This window comes from Burkholderia sp. BCC1638 (genome assembly GCF_902833195.1).
Lineage (GTDB): Bacteria > Pseudomonadota > Gammaproteobacteria > Burkholderiales > Burkholderiaceae > Burkholderia > Burkholderia diffusa.
In genome coordinates, this window is record NZ_CADFEC010000016.1 from 97,635 (window position 1) to 116,200 (window position 18,566).

Here is an 18,566-nt window from a genome sequence, read left to right on the forward strand (position 1 = left end):
ATGCCGCCCATGCACCCGACCGAACCCGTTCAACGCAGCAGCGCGCTGCCGCCGTCCGGCGATCCGCCTCCGCCGTGGAGCGGCGCGACGCCGCCCGCCGCGCCCGCCCCCGACCAGCCGCGCAAGCGCCGCGCCGCGCGCGTGAAACTGACGACCGGCGGCCGCGTCGGCCTGTCGATGGTCGGCCTGATGCTGTTCATCGCGGCATTTGCGCCGCTGCTCGCGCCGCACGACGTCGGCGCGATCGTCACGCCCGACGTCTTCGCGCCGTTCAGCGCGAAGCTGCCGTTCGGCTCCGACTTTCTCGGTCGCGACATGCTGAGCCGGATCCTGTACGGCACGCGCCTGACCGTGCTGCTCGCGCTCGCGGCGGTGCTGCTCGCCGCGCTGACCGGCACGACGCTCGGGCTGCTCGCGACGGTGTCGGGTCGCGCGGTCGACGAGACGATGAGCCGGCTGCTCGATGCGCTCACGTCGATTCCGTCGAAGATGTTCGCGTTGATGTTCGTCGCCGCGTTCGGCTCGTCGCTGCCGCTCCTGGTCCTGACCGCGGCGGTCAGCTACATGCCGGGCTCGTACCGGATCGCGCGGGCGCTGGCGGTCAACATCAGCACGCTCGAATTCGTGCAGGTGGCACGCGCCCGCGGCGAAAGCGCGCTGTACATCGCGTGCGTCGAGATGCTGCCGAACATGATCCACCCGATGCTCGCCGATACGGGGCTGCGCTTCACGTTCGTCGTGCTGCTGCTGAGCGGCCTGAGCTTTCTCGGGCTCGGCGTGCAGCCGCCATACGCGGACCTCGGCTCGCTCGTACGCGAGAACATCGCGAGCCTCGGCGACGGCTCGGCCGTCGCGATCATGCCCGCGGTCGCGATCGCGATCCTGACGGTGGGCGTCAACCTGTTGATCGACGGCCTGCCGCATCGCGGCCGCCGCAAGGGCGCGGCCGCTGCCGCCGGAGAACACTGATGCGACACGATTCGACTCCGCTCGTCGAGGTGCGCGGGCTGCGCGTGGTCGGCGGCCGGCCGGGCGGCGAGGAAACGACGATCGTCCACGGCGTCGATTTCGATATCGGGCGTGGCGAGGTGCTCGCACTGATCGGCGAATCGGGCTCCGGCAAGACCACGATCGCGCTGTCGCTGATGGGCCATGCGCGTGCCGGCTGCCGGATCGCGGGCGGCTCGGTGAAGCTCGGCGGCACCGATGTCTGCACGCTACCCGCACCGGCGCTGGCCGCGCTGCGCGGCCGCAAGGTCGCGTACATCGCGCAGAGCGCGGCCGCCGCGTTCAACCCGTCGCGCACGATTCTCGACCAGGTGATCGAGAGCGCGCTGATCCACAAGACGCTGTCGAAGCGCGACGCGCAGGCGAAGGCGGTCGAGCTGTTCCGCGCGCTCGCGCTGCCCGAGCCCGAGACGATCGGCAAACGCTATCCGCATCAGGTGTCGGGTGGTCAGCTGCAGCGGCTGATGGCCGCGATGGCGCTGATCACCGATCCGGAGCTGGTGATCCTCGACGAGCCGACCACCGCGCTCGACGTGACCACGCAGATCGACGTGCTGCAGGCCTTCAAGAGCGTGATCCGGCGCTACGGGATGAGCGCCGTATACGTGTCGCACGATCTGGCGGTGGTCGCGCAAATGGCCGACCGGATCGTCGTGCTGAGCGACGGCGTGATCCGCGAAGCGGGCGATACCGAACAGATCCTGCATGCGCCGGCGCATCCGTACACGCAGAGCCTGATTGCGGCGGTGACGCCGAGCGATGCCGAACGCGACGCGAAAGCGGCGAGCGCCGCGCCGGCGCCGCTGCTCGACGTGCGCAGCGCGGTCGCCGGTTACGGCGGCCGTACCGCGAAAGGCTGGCCCGCGAAGGTGATCCTGCACGAAGTGGACCTGCGCATCGGGCGCGGGCAGACGGTCGGCGTGATCGGCGAATCGGGCTCGGGCAAGACGACGCTCGCGAAGGTGATCGCGGGCCTCGTGCCGGCGACGGCCGGGCAGATTCTGCTCGACGGCGAGCCGCTCGCGCTCGATATCGGCAAACGCACCAAGGAGCAGCACCGTCGCGTGCAGATCGTGTTCCAGAACGCCGATACCGCGCTCAACCCGGTGCATAGCGTCGAGCGCACGCTCGCGCGGCCGCTCGCGTTCTATCACGGGATCAAGGGCGCGCGTGCACGCCAGCGCGTCGCGGAGCTGCTCGAACTCGTGCGGCTGCCGCAGGCGGTGGCCGCGCGGCGCACCGGCGAGCTGTCCGGCGGACAGAAGCAGCGCGTGAATCTCGCGCGCGCGCTGGCGGCCGAGCCCGACCTGATTCTGTGCGACGAGGTCACGTCGGCACTCGACACCGTGGTCGGCGCCGCGATCATCGATTTGCTGCGCGACCTGCAGGCGAAGCTTGGCGTGTCGTACGTGTTCATCACGCACGACATCGCGAAAGTGCGCGCGATCAGCGACGACATCGTCGTGCTGTACGCGGGCCGTCGCGTCGAAACGGGTAGCCGCGACGCGCTCTGTGCGCCGCCTTACCACCCGTATTCGCATCTGCTCGTGTCGTCGGCACCGGAGTTGCGCGCGGGCTGGCTCGACGATGCGGCTGAGCGCTGCCACCGGCCGCTCGTGCCGATCGGCGCGAGCGCCGACGACGCCGAGCTGTGTCCGTTCCTGTCGCGCTGCGCGATGCGGGTGGACGGCGTGTGCAACCGGACCGCGCCCGCGCTGCGCACGCTCGAGAACGGCGCGCAGGTGTTGTGCCATCGCAGCGAGGAAGATCTCGCGCGCTTCCAGGCCGAGCCGGCGGAGGGTGCCGCGCCGGTGCAGCCGGTGCGTTTGTAGCGCGCCGCGCGGCGATCCGCATAGTCTGCTGCGGCGGTCGTGCAAAACGGTGGATCGTGCGCGCGCCGTGCGCGAATACGCGGCAACCGCGCTTTTTGACGGTGATTAAATGACTTTCAACGGGCGATCAGCGATCGCTGTCGACGGAATGCTCGAGAAGGATCCGATGAAATTCGAATCGTACTGGCTGGATACGCGCCCCGCGTTTCGTGCAGGCTGCGAAGGGCCCGTCGAAGGACGCGCCGACGTGGCCGTGATCGGCGGCGGCTTCACCGGCCTGTCGGCGGCGCTCGCGCTGGCGCAGCGCGGCGTATCGGTGGTCGTGCTCGAAGCCGCGCAGATCGCGGGCGAAGCGTCCGGCCGCAACGGCGGCCAGTGCAATACCGGCGTCGCGCAGGACTACGCATCGCTGGCCGCGCGGATCGGCGCCGAACCTGCAAAGCAGTTCTATCGCGCCTACGAAAGCGCGGTGAAGAGCGTCGAGGCGATCGTCGCCGAACATGCGATCGACTGCGATTTACGGCGTGCCGGCAAGCTGAAGCTCGCCGCGAAGCCGCAGCATTTCGCGGGGCTGGCGAAGACGTTCGACGTGCTGCGGCGTGACGTGGATCCCGACATCGAATTGATCGATCCGTCGCGCATTCGCGATGAAGTCGCCTCGGACGGCTTCCACGGCGGGCTGTTGCAGCGTAACGGCGTGCAGATGCACATGGGCAAGTTCGGCGTCGGCCTCGCGCAGGCGGCCGTGCGGGCGGGCGCGCGCATCTACGAGCAGGCGGCCGTCACGCGGCTCGAACGGATCGACGGCGAGCGCCACGCGATCACCTGCACGCGCGGCACGCTCGTCGCCGATCGCGTGCTGGTCGCGACCGGCGCGTCGCAGCACGGCCCGTTCGCCTGGTTCCGGCGGCGCATCGCGCCGGTCGGCAGTTTCATCGTCGTGACCGAGCCGCTGCCCGACGCGCAACTGAACCGGCTGTTCCCGCATCGCCGTGCGTACGTCACGTCGCGCCAGATCGGCAACTACTTCCGCGTGACGCCCGACAACCGGCTGCTGTTCGGCGGTCGCGCGCGCTTCGCGATGTCGAGCCCGCGCTCCGACGCGAAAAGCGGCGAGATCCTGCGCGCCGGTATGGCCGGCTATTTCCCGGAACTGGCGAACGTGCGGCTCGATTACTGCTGGGGCGGGCTGGTCGACATCACCGCCGACCGGCTGCCGCGCGCGGGCCAGCACGACGGGCTCTATTACTCGATGGGCTACAGCGGCCACGGCGTGCAGATGTCCGTGCACATGGGCCGCGTGATGGCCGACGTGCTGTACGGCGCGGCCGCGTCGAATCCGTGGCGCGAACTCGACTGGCCGGCAATGCCCGGCCATTTCGGGCAAGCGTGGTTCCTGCCGTTCGTCGGCGCGTATTACCGGATGCAGGATTTCCTGCATTGAAGCGGCTGCTCCGGGAGGATTCGATATGACCGCACGATTTGTTTGCCTGCTTGCCTTGGGCGAAGGCCGCCACGACGGGACGGGCGGCGGTGACACGATGGCCGCGTCGATCGAGCCGTGCTCGATCGCGCATTTCGCCGCACAAGGCGCAGCCGTCAAGACGATCGCATGAGGACGGCAAGCATGGTCACCCTGTTCCACGATTCGCTTGACGGCGCGCCACCGCGTGCACCGCGAGTTCCGCAGCCCGTCTCGCCGGCGATCGGCGACGTGCTGCGCACGATCGATGCATCGTTCGCGCAAGCGCTGAATCTCGACACGCTCGCGGCGGTCGCCGGATTGAGCGTATCCCGTTTCACCGCGCGCTTTCGCGGCGAAGTCGGCTTGTCGCCGCACCGGTATCTGTGTCTCGTACGCGTGCGGCGTGCGCAGGATTTGCTGCGCGCCGGTCTGGCGCCGTCGGTCGTCGCGACCGAGGTCGGCTTCTTCGATCAGAGCCATCTGTGCCGGCATTTCCGGCGGGTGCTCGGGATTACGCCGCGCGATTACGTGGTCGCCCGGCCGGGTGACGCGCCGGCGCGAACCTCGTCGACCCGCACACGCGTCGAACGCAGCGAAGCGTCGTGTCACGTTGCATAGGCGCGCCGCGGGCGACGTCCGCGAACAACGATTTCCGATACCGCGCGACGGGTTCTCGACAACATCGCCGCGCACTGGGCAGGAGCAGAAATGACCGCAGTTTTCGTGTTGCATCGTGCCGACGGCATGACCAATACAACCGCCTTCCGCAAGCAGGCATTCGGGGAGCGCGATCCTTTCGCGCGACATCGCGAGATCGCGTGGGAAGGGCCCGACGCGATGGCCGCGGGGCGTATCCGTTTCGTTGGCGAGCTTGATGTCTCGCGTTACCCGCACATCGAGACCCTCGTCGTCGTCGAAGGCGAGCTGACGCTCGAAGCGGCGGGCGCCGCACCGTTGGTGCTGGGGCCGGGGGAGGGGGCGGTCATCGGCGGCGGCACGGCGCTGCGCGTCATCGCGGAATCGCACGTGCTCGTCATGTTCTGCGCGGCTGCATGCGCGGAACCGACGAAGCGCGGCGTGTTCCCGCTGCGTGCCGACGCCAACTTCAAGCCGTCCGCATCGCTGCCGCCCGAGGTGCTGCTCGGCCCCGCACCGCAGTGCCGAAGCGACAACGTGTTCATCGACGACGGCGCCGAATACTGCGCGGGCACGTGGGATTCGACGCCCTATCACCGGATCGTTCGCCCGCATCGCGTGAACGAGTTCATGCTCCTGCTCGCCGGCAGCGTACGGTTCGCCGCGCCCGACGGCAGCATGCTGTCGCTCGGCGCCGGCGACGCGCTCTTCGTGCCGCGCGGCGCATCGATCGGATGGGAAAGCCGCGAACGCGTGGCGAAATTCTACGTCGTGCAGAACGTCCACGTATCAACCGAACGAGACTGAACATGTCCCCTCCGTTGCGCCAAATCGAAACGCCGTCCACGCCGCCGGCTTCGGCCGATGTCGTCGTGATCGGCGGCGGCATCATCGGCGTCTTCACCGCGTACTACCTGGCCCGGCGCGGGGTGTCGGTCGCGCTGGTCGAGAAGGGCCGAATCGGGGCCGAGCAGTCGAGCCGCAACTGGGGCTGGTGCCGGCAGCAGAACCGCGACGAGCGCGAATTGCCGATGGCAAGCAAGAGCATCGATCTGTGGGAACGCTTCGCCGTCGAATCCGGCGAAGACACGGGCTTTCATCGCTGCGGGCTGCTGTATCTGAGCAACGACGAGGCCGAGTTGTCGCGCTGGGCCAGCTGGGGCGATTTCGCGAAGACCGCGGGCGTGACGACGTACATGCTCGACAGCAAGCAGGCCGGCGAGCGCGGGCGCGCGACCGGCCGGCCGTGGAAGGGCGGCGTGTTCTCGCCGAGCGACGGCACGGCCGACCCGGGGAAGGCCGCACCGGCCGTAGCGGCCGCGTTCATGAAGCTCGGCGGCAGCGTCAACCAGCATTGCGCGGCGCGCGGCATCGAGCTGGAGGGCGGGCGCGTCAGCGGCGTCGTCACGGAAGCCGGCGTGATCAGGACCCGGACGGTCGTGCTTGCCGGTGGCGCGTGGGCGTCGTCGTTTTGCCGTCAGCTCGGCATCCGGTTTCCGCAGGCGTCGATCCGCCAGTCGATCCTGAGCGTGTCACCCATCGAACAGCGCTTGCCCGATGCGCTGTACACCTCGGGCGTGTCCGTGACGCGTCGCGGCGACGGACGCTACGCACTGGCCATCAGCGGCCGCGCGCGTGTGGACGTGACGCCGCAGTTTCTGCGCTTCGCGCCACAGTTCGTGCCGATGTTCGCGAAGCGTTGGCGCAATCTTCTGCCGGGCGGCCTCGAAGGGATGCGCGGCGGCCACGAAACGCTGAAGCGGTGGCGGCTCGATGCGCCGACGCCGATGGAGACGGTGCGCATCCTGGATCCTAAACCCGACATGCCGACGGTCGCCGAAACGTATCGACGCGCCGTCGAATTGCTGCCCGAACTTCGCGAATCGACGATCACGCACGCATGGGCCGGGTTCGTCGACAGCACGCCGGACGGCGTGCCGGGTATCGGCGAAGTGCCGGGCGTGCCGGGATTGATCCTGGCGGCAGGCTTCTCCGGTCACGGCTTCGGCATCGGCCCCGGCGCCGGTCACTTGATCGCGGATCTCGCCACGGGGGCGCAACCGATCGTGGACCCGGTACCGTATCGGCCGAGCCGGTTCGGCGATTCCGCGTGGGGCAAGGTGGCCGATTTCTAGTCGGCAAACCGCGGCTTCGGCCGTTCGCGAGCCCATGCCATCGACTCAAGGACATCCTCCAATGAATTCACCCATCGCTTCACCGGTTCGCCACCTGATGGAAGCCGGCAGGCTCGATCGCTTCTTCATCGACGGCGACTGGGTTTTGCCTGACGGCGGCGAGCGGTTCGCGGTCGTCTGCCCGTCCACCGAAGACGTGCTGTGCGACATCCCGCTCGGCAATGCGCGCGACGCCGACCGCGCGGTGCGGGCCGCGCGCAAGGCGTTCGAACGCTGGTCGGCGACGTCGCCGCAAGAACGCGCCGCGCTGCTCGACCGCATTCACGCGTTGATCCTGGAGCGTGCCGAACGGTTCGCCATGGCGCTCGCGATGGAAATGGGCGCGCCGATCGGCTATGCGCGCAGCGCTCACGTGACGCTCGCGGCCGAACATATTCGGGTCGCGCGCGACAATCTGGCCAGCTATCCGTTCCGGACCCGGCGTGGGACGACCGCGATCGTGCGCGAACCGATTGGCGTCTGCGCGCTGATCACGCCGTGGAACTGGCCGATCTATCAGATCACGGCGAAGGTCGGCCCGGCGCTCGCGGCGGGCTGCACGGTGGTGCTGAAACCCAGCGAGCTGTCGCCGCTCAGCGCGTTGCTGTTCGCGGAAGTGATCGCCGATGCGGGCGTGCCGGCGGGCGTGTTCAACCTGGTGAGCGGCAGCGGCACGGAAGTGGGCGCGTCGCTCGCGTCGCACCCGGAGGTCGACATGGTGTCGATCACCGGCTCGACGCGCGCAGGCGTGCTGGTTGCGCAGGCGGCGGCGCCGACCGTCAAGCGCGTCGCGCAGGAGCTGGGCGGCAAGTCGCCGAACATCGTGTTGCCCGATGCGGACCTGTCGCGCGCCATCGCGCCGGGCGTTGCCGCCGCGTTCCGGAACATGGGCCAGTCGTGCAGCGCGCCGACCCGGCTGATCGTGCCGCGCGGCGTGCTGGGCAGCGTCGAGGCGCTGGCCGTCGCGGCAATGGAACGCATGGTCGTCGGCGATCCGTTCGCCGAGGCGACGACGCATGGCCCGCTGGCCAATCGCGCGCAGTTCGGCCGTGTCGCGCAAATGATCGACGCGGGCATCGACGAACGGGCGAAGCTGATCGCCGGCGGCCCCGGGCGGCCGGCGGGATTCGACCACGGGTTCTATGCGCGTCCGACGATCTTTTCGGATGTCCGCACCGACATGACGATCGCGCAGCAGGAGATCTTCGGCCCGGTCCTCGCGATCCTGCCTTACGACACCGTCGACGAAGCCGTCGCGATCGCGAACGACACGGTCTACGGACTCGGCGCACACGTGCAGGGCACGGACAAGGAGCGCGTGCGCGAGGTGGCTGCGCGCATCCGCTCGGGGCAGGTGCACGTGAACTACCCGGCGTGGGACCCTCAGGCGCCGTTCGGCGGATACAAGCAGTCGGGCAACGGCCGCGAATACGGGATCGAAGGGATGGAAGAGTACATGGAGGTCAAGTCGATCCTCGGGTTTCATGATTGACGCGGCCGCAGTCCCGACTTGAACCGGTTTGCCTTACAAAGGTGTCGAAATTGGAAAACGCCAGCATCCCCGAGACGTCGTTGGAAGCGCATCACGCGCACTGGGCGACCTTGCGTCGCGACCTGCATGCGCATCCCGAGTTGCGATTCGAGGAACACAGGACGGCCGACGTCGTCGCGCGCGAGCTCGAAGAGCTCGGCTATGCGGTGACGCGCGGGCTGGGCGGCACGGGTGTCGTCGCGAGCCTGCCTGGTGCGGACCCGCGCCGCGGAATCGTGCTTCGAGCGGATCTGGATGCATTGCCGATCCAGGAAGCCAATGATTTCGCGCACGCATCCGGCGCGCAGGGAATCATGCATGCGTGCGGGCATGACGGGCATACCGTCATGTTGCTCGGCGCCGCGCGCGTGCTGAAGGACCTGCCGCAGTTGCCGGGCACGGTTCATTTCGTGTTTCAGCCCGGCGAAGAGGGCGGCGCGGGCGCGCGGAAGATGATCGACGACGGGCTGTTCGAGCAATGCCCGACGGAAGCGGTATTCGGCATGCACAACTGGCCCGGTTTGCCGGCCGGGCATTTCGGGTTGCGCACGGGGCCGATCATGGCCGCGGGCTGCCGGTTCAGGATCACGGTGACCGGCAAGGGCGCGCATGCGGCGCAGCCGCACCTGGGCATCGATCCCGTCCCGCTCGCCTGTTCGATGGTGCTGCAGTGTCAGACCATCGCCGCGCGGCACAAGGATCCCGTGGATCCGGCCGTCATTTCAGTCTGCATGTTCCATGCGGGAACGACGGACAACGTCATTCCGGACAGCGCCGAGCTGCGCGGGACGATTCGCACGCTGTCGTCGGCCTTGCAGCAACAATTGCAGCGCGACGTCCGGCTCATGTGCGAGGCGTTCGCGCACGCTCATGGCGCGCAAGTCGATGTCGAGTTCTTTCAGTACTACCCGGCGACGGTCAACACGCCGGCCGAGACCGCGCTCTGCGAAGCGGTGATTCGCGACACCTTCGGCGACGCACGTCTCGACGCCAACGTGCCGCCGAACATGACGTCCGAAGACTTCGGCTTCATGCTCGAGGAGCGCCCCGGCGCTTATGTGCTGATCGGCAATGCGCCGGCCGGAACGGCCGCGCCGGCGCTGCATCACCCGAAATACGATTTCAACGACGACATCATTCCGGCCGGGGTCCGGTATTGGGTCGCGCTGGCGCAGCATTACTTCAGGCGATCGCCGTGAGTGCGTGCGCGATGTCGCAGTGGCGGGCAGCGGAGACGCGGCCCGCCGCGACGCACATCCGGAACCTGGGCACGCATCAAGCGCCTTGAGCGAGTGCCTTCACCTGCGCGGCCGACATCGCACCGCGATGGATGCGGAATTCGTCGATCGCGCCGTTGAAGAACGGGTCGCCCGGATACTGCGAGCGTCCGATCCAGTTCTGCGCGGTTTTGCCGATGCGCCATGGCGCGAAGATGACGTCGCTCGCCGAGCCGATCGCATTGCCGTTCAGGTAGAGCGTCGCGGTCGTGGCCGAAAGCGTGACCGCGACGTGCGCCCATTGCCCGGCCGGCAGTGCGGCGTTGCCGTCGATCGTGCGCTCGCCATGCCCGCCATTGGTCGTGATCGCGAAGCGCATCGTCCCGTGTGCGCTTTTCGGCGTGACGAACAGATAGCGTCCGGTGCCCGAACCGAAATCGAAGATTCGCGACCACGTCTGCCCGCCGCGCCAGTTGACCCACGCCGCGATCGTGAAGTCCGACACGTCGGCGACGATGTCGTTCGGCAGCGCGACGTAGCCGCTGGAGCCGTCGAGCGACACCGCGTTGCCGCGCTTTCCGGCGACGTGCGATGCGCCGCCGGCGAGCGTGGCCGCATGGCCGTTGCCGCTTGCATCCGCCGAAATCGTGCCGCCCGTCTCGTCGAAGGTCAGCAGCGTATGCAGTTGCAGCGCCGTCGACGCGGCGACTTCCGGCGAATTCGCGGATTCACCCGCCGCGGTCCGCGCACTGATCACGTAGTACCAGACGCCTTCCGTGGGCGTGTCCGTGTACGTCAGCGGATCGACGATGCCGCTGGCAACGGTCGTATACGGGCCGCCGGAGACGGACGCACGCTTCACGTCGTAGCTCGCTGCGTTCGCGACGCCCCACCACGACAGCACGACCCGCTCGGCGGCCGGCCACGCGGTCAGCCCGCTCGGTGCGGTTGCGGGCGCAACGGGGTCGCGCGTGCACGTCAGCGTGCCGTAGCCGAGCTGATCGTACCCGCCGCTCGCCTCGCCGTAGTTGCCGCCGCCGCCCTCGGGCTGGATCGCGCGCGCGAACTTCGCGGACCACGGCGCGGACAGCCCCTTGCGGTTCACGTAATGGTTGTAGACGAGCGCCCAGCACGGGCGGATCACTCCCTGGCTGGCGGTCGAGAATTGCGCCTGCGTGACGTCGACGTTCGCGTAAGGCGCGTACGGAACCGTAAGGAAGGTGCCGTCCGGTTGCACGAGGTTCGCCTTCGCGACATATTCGGCGCCCGCGAGGAAGCGGTTGTGGTCGTGCCCGTACAGGTCGACGCCCTGGTTCCACGCCATTTCGCAGATCGCACCGCCGAGCGCGATGCCGAGCGTGTTGTGCCCCTGGTCGCGGCCCGACTCCTGCCACTGGCCGAGATGGCCGGGATGCAGGTAATAGACGGCCTGCGCGATCGCGCCGTTGCCGGGCCCGTCGATGAAGTAGTTGACGGCTTCGTCGAACTTCGCGTGGTCGTCGCACAGCACGCCGATCGCCATGATCGATGCGATGTTGCACAGATCCCAGTTCGCCCAGTAGTGCGTGATGTCGGTGTTGTTGTGGCGGTTCAGGAAATCGGCGTTGATCGGGTAGAACCTGGTGGCCATCATCGTCTGGAACGCGGCGAAGTCGGCGGCGGCCCAGCCACGGTAAGTGCGCATGATCTCGCCGGCGTTCGCGAATTCGTAGCCGTAGATGCCGGCCGCCAGATCGACGTTCGAATCGCCCGCGAGATGCTGCAGCGTCGACGACCACGCATTCATGATCTGCACGGCCTTGTCCGCATATGCGGTGTCGCCCGAGATCTTCCAGCGCAGCGCGCACGCATACGCGGCCGCGATGTCCTTGTACAGCACCGGGTAGTTTTGCGAGCCGGTGCCGCCGCGCGTGACGACGGCCTGCGGGCGCGGCGACCACGACAACTGCGCATGCCCGTTCGCGATCAACGTGTTCCAGCCTTCGCGCCAGGGCGATGCGGCGGCCGCCACTTTCTGTGCGATCCGTTCGAAATCGGCTTGGGTGTGCAGCAGGCCGGGGTGCGCGAACGCGTCGTTCGTGGCGATGGCCGGCGTGCCCGTGGCCACGCGCGCGAGCGCACGGTTGCCGGCCAAGGTGCCGGCGACGCTTTCGCTCGCTCCCGTGCCCCCGCAAGCGGAAAGCGCGAGCGCGCCGATGCTGTAAAGGAAGGTGCGCCGGGAAATGCGCGCGCCGGATTCAAGCCGAAGCTGCGAGTCGTTCATGTTGTGTGCGTCCTTCCTTGACCGGACTCAGCTGAAAAGGGGCAGCGTCATTTGAAATCAGTCATCGCATGACGATGCGGATTGTACTGGAAGCGTCGACGTTTTCGAGCACGAGCTGGCCCTGGGGACGGGATATTTTCGGGAGGCGGATTGTGATGAATTTGTTGATTAACATGCTAAGAATACGCAAATGAATGGTGATTGAAACGTTTGCGAGATATGATCGTCGCCGGCCGGCGAGCGGCAAGCTTTTCAGGTATCCAAAGCGATAGATTCCCACTATTTCATCATGTTGTCGTACAACATATGGCATGTTGCGGGTTTCAGATCGTTTCAGGGCCAACGGGCTGCGGCAAGCGCATGCTGGTGAAACGGCGTCGGCACCGCGCGACGAATGAAAAGAACCGGAGGGCGGCGCGAGGACGCGACACAGGCGAGGGAACGGTACATCGTGCACGTTCCTGCGCCCGCGATACCCGGATCGCGTTCATGTGCCTTTTCATTAGAAGCGCGCACTCCGCGGCCGATATCATTCACACGCGCGAAAACGACCCGATCGATCGACGCGCACCGATTCGTGCGCGGCAGGCAGCACGGCAGCACACGCGGCGGCGGGGCCGCGACGGCACGACGGAGAGTATCGAAACGATGGGAAAGGCGACAGGTTCGGTGCGACGCGCAATCGCGATCGCGGCCGGGGGAACGTTGTGCGCGGCGGCCGCGGGCGGCGTACACGCACAGGCATCGGATACGGCGACGGCGACGGCGCCGCCAGCCGACACGGCGGCGCTGCTGCCGAAGATCGACGTGACAGGCGCGGCCGACCGCGCGTCGCTCGGGCTGGTCGGGTTGCGCACGGCCACCGCGACCAGGACCGACACGCCCGTCGCCGAGATCCCGCAGACGACCAACCTCGTGACCGCTCAGCAGATCGAGATGACGGGCGCGACCGACCTGAACCAGGCATTGCGCTACGTGCCGGGTTTCGCGACGTTCGGCGCCGACAGCCGGACCGACTGGTATGCGGCGCTGCGCGGCTTCACGCCGACGCTGTATGTCGACGGCGTGCCGGCGCCGAACACGGCGGTCATCGCGAACTGGCGCGTCGATCCTTACACGATCGACTCGATCGCCGTGCTGCGCGGGCCAACGTCGGTGCTGTACGGCGCGGGCGAGCCCGGCGCGATCGTCGATGCGCACACCAAGCTCGCCGACGGCGAGCGCATTCGCGAAGCCGGCGTGCGGATCGGCAACGACGCGCGCAAGGAGACCATGCTCGACGTCGGCGACACGCTCGATCCGGACGGCAAGTATGCGTATCGCTTCATCGGCGTCGCGCGCGACGGCAACGCGGCGACCGGCCCGAACGCCGACCGGCGCGTCGCGGTGGCGCCGTCGTTCCGCTGGCGGCCGACGGCAGATACGTCGCTGACGGTGTCCGCATCGTTCCTGCAGGATCACGGCGACATCTCGTCGAACTTCCTGCCGGCGTCGGGTACGGTGCTGCCGAACCCGAACGGCCGCCTGTCGCAGGACATCTACATGGGCGACCCGGCGTTCAACGACTATCGAAAGAAACAATGGTCGCTCGGCTACGCGCTCGAGCATCGCGTCGATTCGATATGGACGCTGCAACAGGATGTGCGCTGGTCGCGGCTGTCGCTCGACGACGCGACGGTATTCGGCAACGGGCTCGTACCCGGCAGCACGACCAACATGATGCGCACCGCCGGGCTGTTCCAGTTGAACTACAGCCGGCTGGACATCGACAACCGCGCGCAGGCGCGCTTTGCCACCGGCCCGCTCGAACACACGCTGCTGCTCGGCCTGCAGTTCGACCGGCAGACCACGACCAACAGCGTGTGGCTCGCGCTGGCGCCGTCGCTCAACCTGTACCACCCGGTCTATCTTCCGGTGACGGCCGCGATCTTCTCCGGCCGGACGTCGCTCGGGCGTTTCGATCAGTACACGGCGATGAACACGCTCGGCGCGTACGCGCAGGACCAGATCCGCTGGAATCGCTGGACGCTCACGCTCGGCGGCCGCGAGGATCGCGTGAGCGCGCGCTTCGACGACCGCGTGGCCGGCACCGGCACGCAGCAGGACGTCAGCGCATTTTCCGGACGCATCGGGCTCACCTGGCAGGGCGATGCGGGGCTGGCGCCCTACATCAGCTACTCGACGTCGTTCGATCCGGTGATCGGCGTGCGCATGTATGGCGGCGGCTTGCCGAAACCGACGCGCGGCAGGCAGACCGAGGCCGGGCTGCGCTGGCAGCCGCACGGCCGGAACCTGATGCTCACGGCGGCTGTTTATCGGATCGATCAGACCAACGTCGTGACGCCGGCGCCGCCGAGTCTCGATCCCACCGGCACGTCGTCCGTGCAGACCGGCAAGGTGCGTTCGCGCGGCGTCGAGCTGAGCGCGGTCGGGAAGGTGACGCGCGAATTGTCGATCGTCGCGTCGTACGCCTATCAGGACGTCAAGAACGTGCAGGCGAACGATGCGTCGCTGAACAACTGGCCGGTGTCGGTGCCGCTGCCGCGACAGATGGCGTCGCTGTGGGCGGACTGGACCTGGCACGGCGGCGCGCTGGCGGGCGTCGGGATCGGTGCCGGCGTGCGCTACCAGAGCGCGTTGGCCGGTGCGCCGGACAATTCGCTGACGGTGCCGAGCACCACGCTGTACGACCTGGCGATGCACTACGACCTGCGTCACTGGCGGCTCGCGTTGAATGTCGCGAACCTGTTCGACCGGCGCTACGTCAGCGGCTGCCAGTCGTACGCGGTATGCGTGTTCGGCAACGAGCGAACGGTGTTGGCGAGCGCGAAATACAACTGGTAGTCGCGGCCGCCGTGTTTCGATACGTCGGTGGCTCGCGGTTTCGCGCGATCACCCGTCACGCACGTGCTGCGGGAGTACCCACAGCATCCGCCCGACCGCCTCGGCCTGATTTCGGGAATGCGTCTTCTCGTAGATCGCGCGCAACTGGGTGCGAACGGTCGAGAGCGACACGCCGGCGATGGCCGCGCATTCCTCCGGCGTCTTGCCGCCGATCAATGCTTCGGCGATGGCCGCTTCGGCGCTCGTCAAGCCGAATGCCTGCCGCAGTTGCTGAGCGACGACGAGCGGAGCGGCGCTGCGACGTCTGGCGGTGATCAGTATCGCGGCGTCGCCGAGTGCGCCATGGCGTGCTTGTCCGGACAGCGAAGCGATGCCGAGAAAGATTTCGTGCGCGGCGCTCACGGTCCCGGACAGGGCAAGGTTCTCGCTTTTGCGGGTCTGCGCGACACGTGCCACGGCCGCCTTGAGTGCATCGTTCTGCGGCGCGCTCGTCGCGCTCAGATGGCCGTGTTCGAGCTTGAGGCAAGTGGTGGCGCGCAGCATCGATTCTGCCGCCCGGTTGACGAATACGACGCGCGAATGCCGGTCGAGCGTGAAGATGGATAGACCCAGTTCCTCCATCAGTTCGTTGCCGAGCGCGGCGTCCCGACGCAGCACGTTTGCGTCCTGCCAGAGGTTGATCGCGCGTTGCAGATGCCCGGCCATGCCCGTCAGGTTCGCGCGTTCCTCTGACGAATAAGGCGGCCGGCCGTGCGCTCTCAGCAAGCCGAGCAGGATGTCGTCGCTGCCCGGGCGCGCGAAGCGCATTCCCATCAGGTAGCGAATGCCCGACGGAATCTGATAATCCTGAAAGAATTCGCTGCGCTCGACATCGCGGTCGGTCAGATGATCCTGGCAGCAAACGAATTCGCCGAGCGGGGCGTTCTCGACGAAGCCGCGGCGCGGATCGAGTGCGCCGTAATACTGGTCGTAGAGTGCGACGATCGAGTCGAGTTCGGCACGCGGTGAATAGATCGAGAATTTCGGGGCATTGCGCGCGGCGTCCCAGCTGAACATATGAAAGATGTTTGCGCCGAGCGATTCGGATACCCGATGGAAGACTTCGAGAAAACCATCCGGGTACAGGGCGGCCTCGTAGAGGTCCCCGATGAGCTGGTCCCGTTGCATGTTGCCCCCGCCGCGTAATGATTTTGTATGTATGTTTTATCTGACGAATATTGATTCGAATACCGAATTTGTTTCAGGCTAACACAGGTTATTTTCCTTCAGTACCGCATTGTTTCCGGATTTTCATTCACCTGAATGATGATTGCAAAAATCGCCTTTGCGAGAATTCCGATCGGCGTGCATGCGCGTCGCGTATCGCACCTGATAACCAGAAGAATCACAGGGGAAAAACAATGAAACTCAAACCTGTCGTGTGGGGTATCGCAGCGCTGGTGGTCTCCGCTTGCGGAGGCGGCGGCAGTTCATCTTCGTCACCGTCCGAACCCGCTGCACAGACGGTCAGCGGCGTCGCGGCCGCAGGCGCGGCCATGCAGGCCGCGACGGTCAAACTCATGGATGCGACCGGCAAATCGGTCGACTGTCCCGCCGACGCCACGACCGGCGCGTTTCATTGCACCGTGACCGGGCTGACCGCGCCTTTCGCGTTGTCCGCTTACGGCAACGTCGCGGATTCTCAAGCCACGCTGATCGCACTCAGTGCCACGGCCGGCACACAGACGATCAACATCACACCGATCACGAATGCGATCGCCGCCACAATCATCGGCGACAACCCGACGAAGTTGCTGGCCGACACCGGGCTGCTGCAGAGCAAGGTCACCGCCCAGGCGGTCGCCAGCACGGTGCAGGCCTATGCGTCGGCGCTGGTCGACCTGCTGACCGCAACCGGCAATACGGGCGTCGACCTGATTTCCGGCCCGCTGACCGCCGGCGGGCCGGGCCTCGACCGCCTGCTCGACCAGGTGAAGATCAACGTGTTGCCGGATGGCGGCGTGCAGATCAGCTCGGTGGCGGGCGCGTCCGGCGATACGCCGGTGCAGCTTCAGCTCGCGCCCGGTGTCGCGCCGCAGCCGAGCGACAAGGCCAGCCTGCCGGCAGCCGCGACCATCAACGGCACGGTGATGTCCAACCTGCCGAGCGCGAGCGACCTGGCGGGATTGCAGAGCGCGCTGAATCAGTGTTTCACCGGTTCGACCGGCGCGGCGCGTGCGGCCGGCAACGTGTCGGCGTGCGGGCGGATCTTCGTCGACGGCGTCGCGTCGGGCGCACTGAACGCAGGCGTGCCCGCTGCCTATCTCAACAACGGCATGTCGGCCGACCAGGAATTCGGTGCGCATGCCGGCGGCGCGCCGGGCATCTTGGCCGACGATGCGATGAACAATGCCAGCTTCAGCTTGCCGGAAGTCATTCGCGTCGTCGCCAGCGACACGATGTGGGTCAAGCTCGCGTGGACGCGCACCGACGGCATTCGCGACGGCATGCAGCAGCATGTGCAACTCGCGGTGCAGGCGAGCAGCCTCGCGAGCGGCGATACCGGCTGGCGCGTGGTCGGCAATCAGCGCGCGGTGCTGAGCAAGGTGAACGCGAACGCGCAGAAATGGGACTGGCTGAATCCGGCCAATCCGTCGACGGGGACCAACGCGTTCGTCGATTCGCTCAACCTGCAGGTGGGCACCGTCGATGCATCGGGCACCGCGGTGGATTTCGCGATCGTCACTGGCCCGGGATTGCGCAACGGCGTGTTCCTCCAGCCCTCGAGCGGTACGTGCGACACGCTGAACATCCGCGCGCAAATCGCGAGCGGGCAGACGCCGGCCCAGCTCGCCGCGCTGACGAAGAATGCGCAGTGCCGCAACAATTTCCGTCTGGCCGGCGTCGCGCAGGACCCTGCCAGCCAGGGGCTGTTCACGTGGCCCGGCGATGCGCCGCGCAACAATACCGCGTGGGCGAAGCCGCAATTGAGCGCCGCCGAGCTGGCCGACATCAAGTCGTTCAGCGCCTATACGATCGACGTCTACCAGAACGGCGACACGTCGGCGCCGGCCCGGCACTATACGGTCCGGCTGCGTACGCCGTCGCCGTTGCCCGACGCGCTGCGCCAGTATGCGTGGCACGATCTGGCGCAGTCCACGCGCGATAGCCTGACGCCCGGCACCGCCAGCACGTTCGCGGGCGGCGCGACGTTCCCGCTGAGCTGGACGTCGAAGGCGGGGCTGCCGTTCGTCAAGCGCGGCAACGTGCAGATTCGCGCAACCGCGTCGGGGCAGACGGTGCCGACGTTCGTCAACGGTTCGGCACAGGCGTCGCCGGTGCTGCCGGGAGCGGCGGTGACGCTCAACGTGCCGGGCGATCAGGGCGTCGCGTTCCCGTCGGTGGCCGGCTGGACAGGCGGCACCGATTTCTCGTTCGTGAACCTGAGCTGGTCCGACACGGTCGACACGGTCTTTACCGAGGCCTTCGAATACGACCGGTGACGGAGGTCGGGCAGATACGCTCGTTGAGAATGGGGCTGGCGGGGTGAATTGATCCCGCCAGCCCCTTTTTGCGTCATGGCGTGGCGAGACGGCGTGCGCCACCTCCTGAACGAC

At 67.4% G+C, this 18,566-nt stretch carries 13 protein-coding genes; 11 read left to right on the forward strand and 2 right to left on the reverse strand.

What is annotated here, in order from left to right; all coding sequences use genetic code 11:
- Positions 1-9: 9 nt before the first annotated feature.
- From HWX22_RS19685 to HWX22_RS19725, 9 genes are all read left to right on the forward strand, one after another.
- A complete protein-coding gene (locus HWX22_RS19685) occupies positions 10-969 on the forward strand; it encodes an ABC transporter permease (RefSeq protein WP_059536200.1) in 960 nt (319 codons plus the stop codon).
- A complete protein-coding gene (locus tag HWX22_RS19690) occupies positions 969-2,840 on the forward strand; it encodes an ABC transporter ATP-binding protein (RefSeq protein WP_175910446.1) in 1,872 nt (623 codons plus the stop codon). Before HWX22_RS19685 ends, HWX22_RS19690 begins: the two co-directional genes overlap by 1 nt.
- A 166-nt stretch (positions 2,841-3,006) precedes the next feature.
- Positions 3,007-4,284, forward strand: a complete 1,278-nt coding sequence (locus HWX22_RS19695; protein WP_175910448.1) for an FAD-binding oxidoreductase — start codon at positions 3,007-3,009, stop codon at positions 4,282-4,284.
- Positions 4,285-4,309: 25 nt separating this feature from the next.
- Entirely contained in the window at positions 4,310-4,456 is a 147-nt protein-coding gene (locus HWX22_RS19700) for a hypothetical protein (protein WP_159085730.1), read from the forward strand.
- Between the two features lie 11 nt (positions 4,457-4,467).
- Positions 4,468-4,923 (forward strand): AraC family transcriptional regulator, encoded by a 456-nt coding sequence (locus HWX22_RS19705; RefSeq protein ID WP_175910450.1) that lies wholly within the window; start codon positions 4,468-4,470, stop codon positions 4,921-4,923.
- A gap of 90 nt (positions 4,924-5,013) precedes the next feature.
- The gene (locus HWX22_RS19710) at positions 5,014-5,748 is read left to right on the forward strand and encodes a cupin domain-containing protein (protein ID WP_175910452.1); all 735 of its coding nucleotides are present in this window, start codon (positions 5,014-5,016) and stop codon (positions 5,746-5,748) included.
- A 2-nt stretch (positions 5,749-5,750) separates the two neighbouring features.
- Positions 5,751-7,076 (forward strand): FAD-binding oxidoreductase, encoded by a 1,326-nt coding sequence (locus HWX22_RS19715; protein ID WP_175910454.1) that lies wholly within the window; start codon positions 5,751-5,753, stop codon positions 7,074-7,076.
- A 61-nt stretch (positions 7,077-7,137) separates the two neighbouring features.
- Positions 7,138-8,607 carry an aldehyde dehydrogenase family protein gene (locus tag HWX22_RS19720; RefSeq protein ID WP_175910456.1) on the forward strand — a complete coding sequence of 490 codons (1,470 nt, stop codon included), beginning with the start codon at positions 7,138-7,140 and terminating at the stop codon, positions 8,605-8,607.
- Between the two features lie 50 nt (positions 8,608-8,657).
- A complete protein-coding gene (locus HWX22_RS19725; protein ID WP_175910459.1) occupies positions 8,658-9,845 on the forward strand; it encodes a M20 aminoacylase family protein in 1,188 nt (395 codons plus the stop codon).
- 76 nt (positions 9,846-9,921) lie between these two features.
- On the opposite strand, the gene HWX22_RS19730 is transcribed toward HWX22_RS19725, so the two are convergent.
- Entirely contained in the window at positions 9,922-12,126 is a 2,205-nt protein-coding gene (locus HWX22_RS19730; RefSeq protein WP_175916232.1) for a LamG-like jellyroll fold domain-containing protein, read from the reverse strand.
- A 648-nt stretch (positions 12,127-12,774) separates the two neighbouring features.
- On the opposite strand from HWX22_RS19730, the gene HWX22_RS19735 reads away from it, so the two are divergent.
- Positions 12,775-14,970, forward strand: coding sequence for a TonB-dependent siderophore receptor (locus HWX22_RS19735; RefSeq protein ID WP_175916233.1), 2,196 nt, complete (start codon positions 12,775-12,777; stop codon positions 14,968-14,970).
- Between the two features lie 48 nt (positions 14,971-15,018).
- Here HWX22_RS19735 and HWX22_RS19740 read toward each other — a convergent pair whose 3' ends face one another.
- On the reverse strand, positions 15,019-16,137 hold the full coding sequence (locus tag HWX22_RS19740; protein ID WP_175910465.1) for a helix-turn-helix transcriptional regulator: 1,119 nt from the start codon (positions 16,135-16,137) through the stop codon (positions 15,019-15,021).
- A gap of 233 nt (positions 16,138-16,370) precedes the next feature.
- Here HWX22_RS19740 and HWX22_RS19745 point away from each other — a divergent pair, with 233 nt between their 5' ends.
- Positions 16,371-18,452 carry a hypothetical protein gene (locus HWX22_RS19745; RefSeq protein ID WP_175910467.1) on the forward strand — a complete coding sequence of 694 codons (2,082 nt, stop codon included), beginning with the start codon at positions 16,371-16,373 and terminating at the stop codon, positions 18,450-18,452.
- The last annotated feature ends 114 nt before the right edge of the window (positions 18,453-18,566 follow it).

Coding starts and splice junctions, on each gene's coding strand:
- HWX22_RS19685 (WP_059536200.1), top strand. CDS start 10: ATGCACCCGACCGAACCCGTTCAACGCAGCAGCGCGCTGCCGCCGTCC.
- HWX22_RS19690 (WP_175910446.1), top strand. CDS start 969: ATGCGACACGATTCGACTCCGCTCGTCGAGGTGCGCGGGCTGCGCGTG.
- HWX22_RS19695 (WP_175910448.1), top strand. CDS start 3,007: ATGAAATTCGAATCGTACTGGCTGGATACGCGCCCCGCGTTTCGTGCA.
- HWX22_RS19700 (WP_159085730.1), top strand. CDS start 4,310: ATGACCGCACGATTTGTTTGCCTGCTTGCCTTGGGCGAAGGCCGCCAC.
- HWX22_RS19705 (WP_175910450.1), top strand. CDS start 4,468: ATGGTCACCCTGTTCCACGATTCGCTTGACGGCGCGCCACCGCGTGCA.
- HWX22_RS19710 (WP_175910452.1), top strand. CDS start 5,014: ATGACCGCAGTTTTCGTGTTGCATCGTGCCGACGGCATGACCAATACA.
- HWX22_RS19715 (WP_175910454.1), top strand. CDS start 5,751: ATGTCCCCTCCGTTGCGCCAAATCGAAACGCCGTCCACGCCGCCGGCT.
- HWX22_RS19720 (WP_175910456.1), top strand. CDS start 7,138: ATGAATTCACCCATCGCTTCACCGGTTCGCCACCTGATGGAAGCCGGC.
- HWX22_RS19730 (WP_175916232.1), bottom strand. CDS start 12,126: ATGAACGACTCGCAGCTTCGGCTTGAATCCGGCGCGCGCATTTCCCGG.
- HWX22_RS19735 (WP_175916233.1), top strand. CDS start 12,775: ATGGGAAAGGCGACAGGTTCGGTGCGACGCGCAATCGCGATCGCGGCC.
- HWX22_RS19740 (WP_175910465.1), bottom strand. CDS start 16,137: ATGCAACGGGACCAGCTCATCGGGGACCTCTACGAGGCCGCCCTGTAC.
- HWX22_RS19745 (WP_175910467.1), top strand. CDS start 16,371: ATGAAACTCAAACCTGTCGTGTGGGGTATCGCAGCGCTGGTGGTCTCC.